General features: G+C 63.7%; 13 protein-coding genes and 1 pseudogene. 5 read left to right on the top strand and 9 right to left on the bottom strand.

Going from position 1 to position 12934, the window contains the following annotated elements:
- Positions 1 to 26 precede the first annotated feature (26 nt).
- The 6 genes from FXV83_RS25155 to coxB all read right to left on the bottom strand — a co-directional run bounded on the left by FXV83_RS25155 (position 27) and on the right by coxB (position 5389).
- Positions 27 to 923, bottom strand: coding sequence for a cytochrome c oxidase subunit 3 (locus tag FXV83_RS25155; protein WP_148742242.1), 897 nt, complete (start codon positions 921 to 923; stop codon positions 27 to 29).
- Positions 924 to 1000: 77 nt separating this feature from the next.
- Positions 1001 to 1645 (bottom strand): cytochrome c oxidase assembly protein, encoded by a 645-nt coding sequence (locus FXV83_RS25150; RefSeq protein WP_148742240.1) that lies wholly within the window; start codon positions 1643 to 1645, stop codon positions 1001 to 1003.
- A 5-nt stretch (positions 1646 to 1650) separates the two neighbouring features.
- Positions 1651 to 1827, bottom strand: a complete 177-nt coding sequence (locus FXV83_RS25145; RefSeq protein ID WP_148742238.1) for a CoxF protein — start codon at positions 1825 to 1827, stop codon at positions 1651 to 1653.
- Entirely contained in the window at positions 1824 to 2768 is a 945-nt protein-coding gene (locus FXV83_RS25140) for a heme o synthase (RefSeq protein WP_148742236.1), read from the bottom strand. The genes FXV83_RS25145 and FXV83_RS25140 overlap by 4 nt, the downstream gene beginning before the upstream one ends.
- 59 nt (positions 2769 to 2827) lie before the next feature.
- Positions 2828 to 4453, bottom strand: coding sequence for a cytochrome c oxidase subunit I (gene ctaD / locus FXV83_RS25135; RefSeq protein WP_148742234.1), 1626 nt, complete (start codon positions 4451 to 4453; stop codon positions 2828 to 2830).
- 81 nt (positions 4454 to 4534) lie between these two features.
- Positions 4535 to 5389 carry a cytochrome c oxidase subunit II gene (gene coxB, locus FXV83_RS25130; protein WP_148742232.1) on the bottom strand — a complete coding sequence of 285 codons (855 nt, stop codon included), beginning with the start codon at positions 5387 to 5389 and terminating at the stop codon, positions 4535 to 4537.
- 455 nt (positions 5390 to 5844) lie between these two features.
- Here coxB and FXV83_RS25125 point away from each other — a divergent pair, with 455 nt between their 5' ends.
- The 4 genes from FXV83_RS25125 to FXV83_RS25110 all read left to right on the top strand — a co-directional run bounded on the left by FXV83_RS25125 (position 5845) and on the right by FXV83_RS25110 (position 9396).
- A complete protein-coding gene (locus FXV83_RS25125; protein WP_148742230.1) occupies positions 5845 to 6402 on the top strand; it encodes an invasion associated locus B family protein in 558 nt (185 codons plus the stop codon).
- Between the two features lie 114 nt (positions 6403 to 6516).
- Complete coding sequence (gene tldD, locus FXV83_RS25120; protein WP_148742228.1) at positions 6517 to 7944, top strand: metalloprotease TldD; 1428 nt, start codon at positions 6517 to 6519, stop codon at positions 7942 to 7944.
- Entirely contained in the window at positions 7941 to 8717 is a 777-nt protein-coding gene (lepB, locus tag FXV83_RS25115) for a signal peptidase I (RefSeq protein WP_148742226.1), read from the top strand. Before tldD ends, lepB begins: the two co-directional genes overlap by 4 nt.
- A 112-nt stretch (positions 8718 to 8829) precedes the next feature.
- Positions 8830 to 9396, top strand: a complete 567-nt coding sequence (locus FXV83_RS25110; protein WP_148742224.1) for a nucleotidyltransferase family protein — start codon at positions 8830 to 8832, stop codon at positions 9394 to 9396.
- A 111-nt stretch (positions 9397 to 9507) separates the two neighbouring features.
- Here the strand turns inward: FXV83_RS25110 and FXV83_RS25105 are convergent, their stop codons facing one another.
- From FXV83_RS25105 to FXV83_RS25095, 3 genes are all read right to left on the bottom strand, one after another.
- A complete protein-coding gene (locus FXV83_RS25105; protein ID WP_148742222.1) occupies positions 9508 to 10059 on the bottom strand; it encodes a PAN domain-containing protein in 552 nt (183 codons plus the stop codon).
- Positions 10060 to 10174: 115 nt separating this feature from the next.
- On the bottom strand, positions 10175 to 11545 hold the full coding sequence (locus FXV83_RS25100; protein ID WP_148742220.1) for a glutamate--cysteine ligase: 1371 nt from the start codon (positions 11543 to 11545) through the stop codon (positions 10175 to 10177).
- A gap of 99 nt (positions 11546 to 11644) precedes the next feature.
- Entirely contained in the window at positions 11645 to 12142 is a 498-nt protein-coding gene (locus FXV83_RS25095) for a MarR family winged helix-turn-helix transcriptional regulator (RefSeq protein WP_148742218.1), read from the bottom strand.
- A 126-nt stretch (positions 12143 to 12268) separates the two neighbouring features.
- On the opposite strand from FXV83_RS25095, the pseudogene gstA reads away from it, so the two are divergent.
- Positions 12269 to 12882: pseudogene (gene gstA, locus FXV83_RS25090) on the top strand (glutathione transferase GstA).
- Positions 12883 to 12934 lie beyond the last annotated feature (52 nt).

Below are 12934 nucleotides of genomic sequence, written 5' to 3'. Positions count from 1 at the left end.
CCCCTCTCGATCCGATATATGGCCGCTCAGTGTGCGCCGTGCGCCATGGTCTCGGCGCCGTGTCCCCAGACATAGATGCAGAGGAACAGGAACAGCCACACCACGTCGACGAAGTGCCAATACCAGGCGGCAAACTCGAAGCCGAGATGCTGTGTCGGCGTGAAATGGCCGGCATAGGCGCGCGCCAGGCACACGATCAGGAAGATGGTGCCGACCAGAACGTGGAAGCCATGGAATCCGGTCGCCATGAAGAAGGTCGCGCCATAGACATTGCCCGCGAACGAGAACGCCGCATGGCTGTACTCATACGCCTGCACGCAGGTGAAGGTCGCGCCCAGGATGACGGTCAGGATCAGGCCGTATTTCAGGCCCTTGCGGTCGCCCTCGAGCAGCGCATGGTGCGCCCAAGTCACCGTAGTGCCGGAGGTGAGCAGGATCAGCGTGTTCAGCAGCGGCAGGTGCCAGGGATCGAAGGTTTCGATGCCATGCGGCGGCCAGGTGCCCGGCACCGAGCAGGCGCCGGCCTGGGTGCCGAGACCGCAGCCGAACACCGCGTCGCGGGTGGCGTGAACGGCGTCGGCCGGGAATAGCGCCGCATTGAAATAGGCCCAGAACCAGGCCACGAAGAACATCACCTCGGAGGCGATGAACAGGATCATGCCATAGCGGTGATGCAGCTGCACGACGCGGGTGTGGTCGCCCTTGTACTGGGCTTCCTTGATCACGTCGCCCCACCAGCTCGCCATGGTGTAGAGCACGCCGACAGAGCCGACGCCGAAGATGATCGGCGCGGCCGAGAACATGTGGTGCATCCAGGTGATCGCGCCAACCGCCATGATGAAGGCCGAGACGGAGCCGACCGCCGGCCACGGCGAGGGGTCGACCAGGTGGTAGTCGTGATGCTTGGTATGCGCCGTAGCCATAGCGGTCTCTCTCCTCAATCCCGTGCCCGTCCGGCACTTATCCCCTTGTTCCAACCCCCGAAGCGTGACTCCGGCGATCAGAGATTTCCCTTGCGTTTGTCGTCGTCGCCCGATGCAAGCGGCTTCGCCACGGGATCGCGCACCGGATAGAAGGTGTAGGACAGCGTGATCGTGCCCAGAGCGTCGTTCTCGTGATCGTCGACGATCGACGGATCGACATAGAACACCACCGGCATCTCGCGCTTCTCGCCGGGAGCCATGGTCTGCTCAGTGAAGCAGAAGCAGTTGATCTTCTGGAAATAGGATCCGACCGTCAGCGGCGCGACGTTGTAGGCGGCCTGCCCTGCGGTGGTGCGCGCGGCCTGGTTGGTCACGGTGTAATAAACGGTGGTGACCTGGCCGATATTAACCTCGATCTCACTCTGCTCCGGCTCGAACTTCCAGGGCAGGCCGGGCGCGACGTTGGAATCGAAGCGCACCGCGATTTTTCGCGCGATGGGACCCGTGGCGGGCGCGGAAGTCGCGACCTGAGTGGTGCCGTTGAAGCCGGTGGAACGGCAGAACCAGTTGTAGAACGGCACCGCTGCATAGGAGGCGCCGACCATCAGCGCAACCACGCCACCGCAGATCGAGGCGACCAGCGCGTCGCGGCCAAGGCCACTGAAACGACCCTTGGCGGCCGTCCGGCTCTGCTCCGGCGATATGGTCGGCTTCTGATCCATCTTCCCTACATCGGCCTAACTAGCACTGCCGGTCCCTTGACCATGGTGACGGCGAAAAACAGCAAGACGAGCACGCCGAGCGCGAGTGCGATTGCAACCGAGCGCTGACGGCGGCTCTTCTTCTGCGCCTCCGTGAGGACGATTCCATCTGGCTCAGGTTTGTCGGCCATCCCCGCGATCATGCGCCCCCTACGATCGGAGCAAGCGCCCGGAACACGACCTCGGCCAGCAGGGTCGCAAACAGCGCAAACAGATAGAAGATGGAGAAGGCAAACAGCTTGCGGGTCGCGCGCAGCGATTGGCTGCGCTCGCGGCGCATATACACGTTGATAGCAAACACCAGCATGCCCGCGCCGAGCACGAGCGAGGTAACGCCGTAGATGGCGTCGAAATAGCCGAGCGCCCAGGGTGCTGCGGCCACCGCGATCAGCACGATGGTGTAGAGCAGGATCTGGAGGCGCGTCGCGTCCGGACCGGCGACGTTGGGCAACATCGGAATGCCGGCGCGGGCGTAGTCGTCGGAGCGGAACAGCGCCAGCGCCCAGAAATGCGGCGGCGTCCAGAAGAAGATGATGGCGAACAGCAGCAGCGGCTCGACGTCGACGGTGCCGGTCACCGACGCCCAGGCCACCACGGGCGGCAACGCGCCGGCGGCGCCGCCGATCACGATGTTCTGTGCGGTCCGGCGCTTCAGTCCCATCGTATAGATGACGACGTAGAAGAAGATGGTGAAGGCGAGCAGCGCGCCCGCGATCCAGTTGACGAGAATGCCGAGCGTCATCACCGAGAAGAAGGCGAGCGTCATGCCGAACGTCATCGCCTCGGGCCGGGTGATGCGGCCGCGCGGTATCGGCCGGTTCGCCGTGCGCGACATCTTGGCGTCGATGTCGCCTTCGAGCGCCATGTTGAGCGCGCCGGAGGCGCCGGCACCGACGGCAATGCAGAGCAGCGAAGTGATGGCGAGCACAGGATGGAAGTGCCCCGGCGCCATCGCCATCCCGACCAGCGCGGTGAAGATCACGAGCGACATCACCCGCGGCTTGAGCAGCGCGATGTAGTCGCCGACCTCCGCCTCGGAGATCCTCGGATTGATGTCGATGGCGTTGTGATCGAGGACGGACACCTAAACCTACTCTTCGCTATAGAGTCGCGGCGCCCGACACGGACGCCGCGAAAGTCTGCTTACTGTACGCGGGGCAGCACTTCGAACTGATGGAAGGGCGGCGGCGAGGACAGCGTCCACTCCAGCGTGGTCGCGCCGGCACCCCAGGGATTGTTACCCGCCGGGACCCTGCGCATGAAGGCGTCGAACACGCAGTAGAGGAAGATCAGCACGCCGAAGCCGGAGATGTAGGAGCCGAGTGAGGACACCAGGTTCCAGCCCGCGAACGCGTCGGGATAGTCGACATAGCGGCGCGGCATGCCCGACAGACCGAGGAAGTGCTGCGGGAAGAACACCAGGTTGACGCCGACGAAGGTGAACCAGAAATGCGCCTTCGCGAGCGTCTCGTTGTACATATAGCCCGACATCTTCGGAAACCAGTAGTACCAGCCGGCGAAGATCGCGAACACGGCACCGAGCGACAGTACGTAGTGGAAGTGCGCGACGACGTAGTAGGTGTCCTGAAGCACGCGGTCGACACCGGCATTCGCCAGCACGACACCGGTGACGCCGCCGACCGTGAACAGGAAGATGAAGCCCACCGCCCAGATCATCGGGGCGCGGAATTCGATCGAGCCGCCCCACATGGTGGCGATCCAGGAGAAGATCTTCACGCCGGTCGGAACTGCGATGACCATGGTAGCGGCGACAAAATAGGCCTGCGTCGCCGAGGACATGCCGACCGTGTACATGTGGTGCGCCCACACCACGAAGCCGATGCCGCCGATCGCGACCATGGCATAGGCCATGCCGAGATAGCCGAACACGGGCTTGCGCGAGAAGGTCGACACGATCTGGCTGACCATGCCGAAGCCCGGCAGGATCAGGATGTACACTTCGGGGTGACCGAAGAACCAGAACAGGTGCTGGAACAGCACGGGGTCGCCGCCGCCGTCGGCCGCAAAGAAGGTGGTGCCGAAATTGCGATCGGTGAGCAGCATGGTGATCGCGCCGGCGAGCACCGGCAAGGACAGCAGCAGCAGGAACACCGTCACCAGGATCGACCACACGAACAGCGGCATCTTGTGCAGGGTCATGCCCGGTGCGCGCATGTTGAAGATCGTGGTGATGAAGTTGATGGCGCCGAGGATCGACGAGGCACCCGCCAGATGCAGCGACAGGATCGCGAAATCGACGGCCGGGCCCGGATGGCCGGAGCTCGACAGCGGCGCATACATGGTCCAGCCAGCGCCGACGCCGTTGGCGCCCGGCTCACCCTCGACGAAAGTCGACAGCAAGAGCAGCGCGAAGGAGGCCGGCAGCAGCCAGAACGAGATGTTGTTCATGCGCGGGAACGCCATGTCCGGCGCGCCGATCATCAGCGGCACGAACCAGTTGCCGAAGCCGCCGATCATCGCGGGCATGACCATGAAGAAGATCATGATCAGGCCGTGACTGGTCACGAACACGTTATAGGTGTGCGTCTCATGGAATATCTGCACGCCCGGATACATCAACTCGGCACGAATCGCGATCGACATCGCGGCACCGATGACGCCGGCGATGACCGCGAAGATCAGGTACATCGTGCCGATGTCCTTGTGGTTGGTCGAATAGACGTAGCGCCGCCATCCGGTCGGATGGGCGTGCTCGTCATGTCCGTGGTCTTGCGCGTGATCGCCGTGTGCCGCTGCGCTCGTTGCCATTTTCAAATCCTGCCTTGCGTCCCATTCGGACCTTTTGGAGGTCCCGCCCTTTATGTCGCTTTCAGTCCCCTTGCCCGACACTCACTGCGTCGGGCCGGCCGTGGAGGCGTAAGTGTCGGTGCCACCGCTCGCATATTTCTTCTTCGCCGTTTCAACCCAGGAGGCGAACTCCTGGTCGCTCACCACGCGTATGGCGATCGGCATGAAGGCGTGGTCCTTGCCGCACAATTCCGAGCACTGGCCGTAAAACATGCCGGTCTTGGTGGCCTTGAACCAGGTCTCGTTCAGTCGGCCCGGAATGGCGTCGATCTTGACGCCGAAGGCCGGCAGCGCGAAGGCATGGATCACGTCGGCCCCGGTCACCTGAACCCGGACCACTTTGTTGACCGGCACCACCATCTCGTTGTCGACACCGAGCAGCCGCGGCTGTTTCTCCTGGGCCATCAGCGAGTCGAACTCGAACTTGCCATTATCGGGATAGGCGTAGGACCAGTACCACTGCTTGCCGGTGGCCTTGATGGTCAGATCCGCCTTCGGCACGTCAAGCTCGAGGAACAGGAGGCGGAAGGACGGCACCGCAATGCCCACCAGGATCAGCACCGGAATCAGCGTCCAGGCTACCTCGATCAGCGTGTTGTGGGTGGTCCGCGACGGCACCGGATTGGCCCGCGCGTTGAACTTCATCACCACGATCACGAGCAGCGCCAGCACGAACAGCGTGATGATGGTGATGAGGACAGACAGGAAATTGTGGAACCAGACGATGTTGTCCATCACCGGCGAAGCTGAACTCTGGAGATGCCATTCCCACGGCTCAGGCTGGCCGAGCTCGGCGAAGGCCGCGCCGCCCGTTGCCAGCATCATGCCGGCCGCTACCGCGGCAACGGCGGCCAATCCCAGCAGATGTCGGCCCAACCGACCCATCGACATGCTCATGCCGTTCGCGCTCCCCTTACGAAATCACCCCAGATGCGCTCCCCTATTTCCGGGCAACGCTTATTCGACCCGCCCGTCCGACAAACCGCCGCTTAAGAATACCTCCAAGAATACCTCTAAGAGGAATTCGGGCCAGATCGCTAGAACGCCGAAATCAAGCTTCTCAAACCATAATTCTTGATCTATCGCAATGCAGTCTTGAGCCCCCTCTGCCAGCGATCACCCGCAAGATATTTCCTAGTAACTTCAGACAAAAATACCGTTTCCCGGGACGCTGCGGCTTGACAGCGCAATTGCCCGCGGTAGGCACTTGCGGACGGCTGCGCAAGAATCTGATTCGTGCAGGCGATGACGGCTGAGGCGGCGCGGGATTTGCTTGGGAATCGCCCTCAAGACGCCGTCATTCCCGTATCAGTCGACCAGCGCGAGCGATCCAGGCGAGAAGGGCGACCCCGATGGGGCTTTCGAGATCCATGGCAAAATCCCTGGCAAAATCCCTGGCAAGGCAGATTAACGGCCTTACGGTGCTGGCGACCCTGCTGATTGCGGTCGTCCTCCTGGCCGTCCCCGGCCTTGCCCATGCGCAGGGTGCGGTGCGCTCCGTCCATGGCGACTGGCAGATCCGCTGCGACACCCCCCCGGGCGCCCAGACCGAGCAATGCGCCCTGATCCAGAGCGTGGTGGCCGAGGACCGCTCCAATGCCGGCCTTACCGTAATCGTGCTGAAAACCGCCGACCAGAAGAGCCGCCTGATGCGGGTGGTCGCCCCCCTCGGCGTGCTTTTGCCCTCCGGCCTCGGGCTGAAGCTCGACAACCAGGACGTCGGCCGCGCCGGCTTCGTCCGCTGCCTGCCCAATGGCTGTGTCGCCGAGGTCGTCATGGACGACAAGCTGCTCGGCCAGCTCCGCACCGCCAAGACCGCGACTTTCATCATCTTCGAGACACCGGAAGAGGGCATCGGCTTCCCGCTCAGCCTGAACGGACTGGGCGAGGGCTACGACAAGCTGCCGTAAACCTGGTCGGACCTGCGGCGAACCTATTGTTTCCGTAATGTGAGGCTTCGCGCCCTCGCGGAACCGTTCCGAAACCATTATCTTGCCTCACATCATCCGATAATGGACGGACGCATGACAAATCCTGCCACGACCTCCCTGCTCGAACGTGCCAATCTCGACCGCGACCAGGTTCGCCACGAGGTCGCGCGCGGGCTTGCGGGCGCTGACGACGGCGAATTGTTCCTGGAATACAGCCAGACCGAAGCGCTGATGTTCGACAATGGGCGGCTGAAGCAGGCGACCTACGACACTTCGCAGGGTTTTGGCCTGCGCGCCGTCAAGGACGACGCCGTGGGCTATGCGCATTCCTCCGACGTATCGGTGCCGGCGCTGATTCGCGCAGCCGACGCGGTCGCCGCCGTGCGCGGCGGCTATTCCGGCAGCTTTGCAGCGCCGCCTCCGCACACCAATGTGCGGCTCTACGGCGACGAAAATCCGCTCGACGCGCCGGGCTTCGAGACCAAGGTGAAGCTGCTTGCCGAGATCGACGCTTACCTACGCGACAAGGATCCGCGGGTGCGGCAGGTCAGCGTCAGCCTGGGCGCGACCTGGCAGGTCGTCGAGATCCTGCGGCCCGACGGCGAGAGCTATCGCGACATTCGCCCGCTCGTGCGCGTCAACATTTCCGTCGTCGCCGGGCAAGGCGACCGGCAGGAGAGCGGCAGCAAGGGTTATGGCGGCCGCGCCGGCTATGCCGAATTCATCGAGAGCAAGAACTGGCGTGACGCGGCCGACGGCGCGCTGCGCGAGGCCCTGGTCAATCTGGAATCGATTCCCGCTCCCGCCGGCGAAATGGATGTCGTCCTTGGCGCCGGCTGGCCCGGCGTGATGCTGCACGAAGCGGTCGGTCACGGGCTCGAGGGCGATTTCAACCGCAAGAAGACGTCCGCGTTTGCCGGGCTGATGGGCCAGCAGGTCGCGGCCAAGGGCGTCACCGTGATCGACGACGGCACCATTGCTTCAAGGCGTGGCTCGCTCTCGATCGACGACGAGGGCACGCCGACCAACCGCACCGTGCTGATCGAGGACGGCGTTCTCGTCGGCTACATGCAGGACCGCCAGAACGCACGGCTGATGAACATGAAGCCGACCGGCAACGGCCGCCGCCAGGGCTACGCCCATGTGCCGATGCCGCGCATGACCAACACCTATATGCTCGCGGGTGACCGCGATCCGGCAGAGATCCTCGCCTCGGTAAAGAACGGCGTCTTTGCCGCAAATTTCGGCGGCGGCCAGGTCGACATCACCTCGGGCAAATACGTGTTCCAGTGCACCGAGGCCTACAAGATCGAGAACGGCAAGTTAGGCGCGCCGCTGAAGGGCGCCATGCTGATCGGCAACGGGCCGACCGACCTGCACCGCATCCGCATGATCGGCAACGACCTCGCGCTCGACACCGGCATCGGCACCTGCGGCAAGAACGGCCAGGGTGTGCCGGTCGGCGTCGGCCAGCCGTCGCTGTTGATGGAGCGTATTACGGTGGGCGGAACGGGCGCATGAGTGTCGAGAAGGCGACCGTCGCCAGCAAGCGGAAGAGCAGCGGCTGGGGCGGACAGCTGGTGCAGCTCGCCGGCATCGTAGTGGCCGTGTTCATCGCCAAGGGCGCACTGGCCGAGCCGTTCTACGTGCCGTCAGGCTCGATGGAGCCGACGCTGCTGATCGGCGACGCCTTGATCGCCTCGAAATTCCCCTACGGCTACGGCACTTCATCGCTGCCGATCCAGATCAACCTTCCCGAGAGCGGCCGTGTCTTCGCAGAGACGCCGAAGCAAGGCGACGTCGTGGTGTTCCGCTGGCCGGGCGATCGCTCGCAGGCCTGGGTCAAGCGCGTCGTGGGGCTGCCTGGCGACCGCATCCAGATGCGGCAGGGCCAGCTCTTCATCAACGACCGTCCCGCCGAGCTGAAGCCGGATGGCGTCGGCGCAGCCGAGGACGATAATGGCAGCAACGAGCCCGCCTATCGCTATGTCGAGACGCTGCCGAACGGCGTCTCGCATCTGATCTTCAAGATGCGCGACAGCGGTCCGCTCGACAACACGCAGGAAGTCACGGTGCCCGCAGGACATCTGTTCGTGCTCGGCGACAACAGAGACAATTCCGCCGATAGCCGCGTGCCGCTGCGCTCCGGCGGCGTCGGCCTCTTGCCAATCGACAATCTGATCGGGCGCGCGGACGCCGTGCTCGGCTCCTGGGATCTCGGCATGCGCAGCCAGCCGGTATGGACCTGGCTGTCCGGTTTCAGACTCGCGCGTTTCTTTACCGCCGTGCACTGAGCGAAGCGTAGGGTGGGCAAAGCGGAAGCGTGCCCACCATTTCCGTCACAACGAGGAGAGACGGTGGGCACAACGCGCGAAGAGCGCGCCTTTGCCCACCCTACGATTCCCTGTGAACCGCGATGAATTCCTGGCGCTGGCGCTGAAGAATCCCGTCAACGTTGCCATCATCGACGAGTTGGCGCTGCTGGCGCTGCCGGACGCGTGGCTGGTCTCGGGATGTCTGGTGCAGACGGTGTGGAACGTGCTCACAAGCCGCGCGATAGATCACGGCATTGCCGACTACGACGTATTCTACTTTGACCCTGATACCTCATGGGAAGCGGAGGACGCCGTGATCCGCGACGTCAACGCGCGGCTCGGACATCTCGGCGTCAAGATCGAGACCCGCAACCAGGCCCGCGTGCATCTGTGGTACCCCGGCAAGCACGGCCTGCCCTATCCGCCCCTGACGTGTTCGACCGATGTCATTGACCGCTTCCTCACGCAAAATACGCAAGTAGGCGTGAGGCGCGCAGGCTACGACTACGACGTCTACGCGCCGCATGGGTTTGACGACATCGCAGGCCTCGTCGCGCGCCCCAATCCAGGCCCGAATTTCTCCGCAACGAACTACGGAGCGAAGACCCAGCGATGGAAGGCGCTGTGGCCCGAGATCACGGTGCTCGCGGTGGAGTGAGATGCGGTAGGGTGGGCAAAGCGCAGCGGGCCCACCACAACTGAACGCGATTGCGGAGGGATGGTGGGCACGACGCTTCGCGCCTTCGCCCACCCTACCGGCACGCGAACTCTACCGCACCACGCCCGATGTGAACCCGGCTTTCCGGCGTGGTGGCTTGATTTCCTTTTTCAGGAAGCAGCGCGCCTCGCGCCCGGTATAGCCGGGCCGGGCGTAGGTGAAGGCGCGGCACTTGTTGTCGGCGGTGCAGGCAGCCTTGCAGCCCTCCTCGCCTTCGCTGGACTTGAGCTCGAAATTGCGCAAATCACCGCCGGGGCGGTCAATCGATGTCTCCACGCCCGCGATGCGCGGCTCGATCACGCCGGCGCCGCGCACGCCCGAAATGCAGCAGCTTTCCGGCACCCGCGGCGGTACCGTGCTCTTGAGCCAGCACACTGCCGAGCCGCCTTCTACGTCGGGGTAGCTGAAGCTCCAGGAACGGCAACGGCGATCGCGCTCGCACAGCAGCGCGCAATCCTCGGGATCACCCGACGTGACCGGCGTGTTGAAATAGTCGCCGCCGGGCCGATCGAATGCCGTCTGGGCGCGCGCCGACACGCCTGCAAGCACAAGCAGCAGCGCGACGCTTGCCATGACGGCCCAAGGCAGGCGGCCCTTCCCCATCGGAACAGCTTTCGAGTTATTGACGACGCTCAGGTTTTTTTCAGCCTGTCATTTGATCGCCGCAAACCTGTATGGGCGATGAACGGCCGAAGTCCTGCGGGGTCGGTCGCTCTAACTAGAAAGCGTATTCGGCGTAGGCCGGTTCCACCGAGCCGTTCCAGGAGCCGTTGAACTTGTCCAGCATCTCCTCTGCCGGCGTCCGGCCGGCATCGATGATGCGATCGAGCGGCTCCAGATGCCGGGTCTCGTCGCGGCCGAGCTGGTCGATCCGGCCACGCCGACGCAAACCGGCATGTGCCAGAACGAGGCATTCCTTGGCGATCTCGAAGATATAGCGGTCCCTGATACGCGCTTTGAAGCCGAAGCGCGGCACGTCGTCGCGCAGCGCCTGCCGCTCATGCGCCGTCCAGTGCTTCACCATGTCCCATGCGGCATCGAGCGACACATCGTCGTAGAGCAGCCCGGCCCAGAACGCCGACAATGCAGGCAGGCGACCCCACGGGCCGCCATCGGAGCCACGCATCTCGAGATAGCGCTTGAGCCGCACCTCCGGGAAGATTGTGGAAAGATGGTTGGCCCAGTCCGACAGCGTCGGACGCTCGCCGGGGAGGTTGTTGTTGCGGCCGTCGAAGAAGGCGCGGAACGAGGAGCCCGACACGTCGATATACTCCTCACCGCGCTTGACGAAATACATGGGTACGTCGAGCGCGTAATCGACATAGCGCTCAAATCCCATGCCGTCCTCGAACGCCCACGGCATCATGCCCGCACGCGCGTTGTCGGTGTCGCGCCAGATCTCGGAACGGAAGGAGAGGAAGCCGTTCGGCTTGCCCTCGGTGAACGGCGAATTGGCGAACAGGGCGGTGGCGATCGGCTGGAGCGCGACCGACACGCGCAGCTTCTTGACCATGTCGGCTTCGGAGGAGAAGTCCAGATTGGTCTGTACCGTGCAGGTCCGGTACATCATGTCGAGGCCGTATTGGCCGACCTTCGGCATGTAATTGGTCATGATCTTGTAGCGGCCCTTGGGCATCACAGGGATGTCGGCGCGCGACCAGGACGGCGTCATGCCGAGACCGAGGAAACCGATACCGAGCGGCGTTGCGATCTCGCGCACCTGCGCCAGATGCGCCATCAGCTCGCTCTGGGTCTGGTGCACGGTCTCGACCGGCGCGCCGGAAAGCTCGAACTGTCCGCCGGGCTCGAGCGAGATCGCGCCGCCACCCGTGACGTCGTAGAGGCCGATGATGTTGCCCTTCTCCATGATCGGCTCCCAGCCGAGCAGGAGCTTCATGCCTTCGAGTAGCGCGCCGATGCCCCGCGCGCCTTCGTAGGGCACCGGCCGATGGCCTTCGAGCGTGAACGGCGTCTTCTCGTGCTCGGTGCCCATGCGGAATTCGGACGGATCCTTGCAGCCGGCCTCGAACCACGCAACGAGCTCGTCGCGCGATTGCAGCGGTGTCATATCGATCTGGTCTCGCGCCATATTAAACTCTAATCAAAAGCGCTTCGATCGAATGCGCGCGGGTGGCAGGGATGGTCCGCGAACCCAGCGGGCGCGCGGACATGCTGGTTTGCCGCGCGATCATCGCGGCGGCGTGCTTTCGTTGACGTTGGCGACGGGCGGCAGCTTCATCTCGCCGCACGAGCAGCCCAGGCGGTCGAGCAAACCGCTGAGCTTGACGGCATCGGCATCGGACAGTTTCGAGCCGACATATTTCTCGATCGCGGCCGAATAGGCGCCCCACATCCGCTTCTGCAATTCGCGGCCGGCTTCGGTGATCTCGACGAACTGGCCGCGCTTGTCGATCTTGCATTCGCGCCGGGAAGCCAATCCCTCGTCGACCAGGCGGTCGATCAGCCGCGAGGTAGAATATTGCGGGATCAGCATCTGCCGTTCGAGCTCGACCGGCCGCAGCTCGCCCGACGGCGCCCGCGACAGTTCGAGCAGGGCGTCGTACCATGCGAGCGGCGGAAAGCCGGCCTTCTTCAGGTCCTGCTCGACGCAGTCGAGCACACGGCTTTGCACCCGCATCAGGCGGATCCAGGCGGAGGTTGCCTCGGTCGATGGTTTGCGTTTCATGGTTCCGCTCAAACTCGTCGCCCGTCTCTTACCCCATTCGATGCACCTGCATCAATCTCGACTATTTCAAGCAGATGCATGTAGTCGTTCTTTCGCCCGAACCAAGCGTCAAGAGGAGGAAATTCCATGAAACTCTATTACACGCCCGGCGCCTGCTCCCTGTCCCCCACATCGCGCTCCTGGAAGCCGGGCTGCCCTATGAGCTGGTCAAGGTCGATATCCGGGCCAAGAAGCTCGAAAATGGTGAGGATTATCTGAAGCTGAACCCCAAGGGCCAGGTCCCTGCGCTGGGCCTCGATAGCGGCGAGATCGTGACCGAAGGACCGGTCATTGTCCAGATGATCGCGGATCAGGCCCCGGCAACGGCGCTGACCCCTGCCCGCGACAGTTCCGAGCGCTACAAGTTGCTGGAGTGGCTGAACTTCCTCACCTCGGAGGTGCACAAGAGCTTTGGTCCGCTGTTCGCGCCGGCACTGAACGACGAGGCCAAGGCGTTCTTCAAGGACCGCGTCCTGGGCAAGCTGAAATACATCGACAGCCAGCTCGCCGGCCGCGACTATCTCATGGGCAAGCAGTTTACGGTCGCCGACGGCTATCTCTTCACGATGCTGACCTGGGGCGACCGGATGAAGTTCGACCTCTCGGCGATGCCGAACCTCACCGCCTATAAGGCCCGGGTCGCGGCCCGGCCGATGGTGCAGGAAGCACTGAAGAAGGAAGGGCTGGTGCAGGCCTCGTAAAGCGATTGCCGCCACCGCGACGCGAAAGGCCGGATCGGTGATCCGGCCTTCG

Source organism: Bradyrhizobium hipponense (assembly GCF_008123965.1).
GTDB lineage: Bacteria > Pseudomonadota > Alphaproteobacteria > Rhizobiales > Xanthobacteraceae > Bradyrhizobium > Bradyrhizobium hipponense.
Note: the sequence above shows the minus strand (reverse complement) of the source record. Positions and strands in the feature narration are given on the sequence as shown.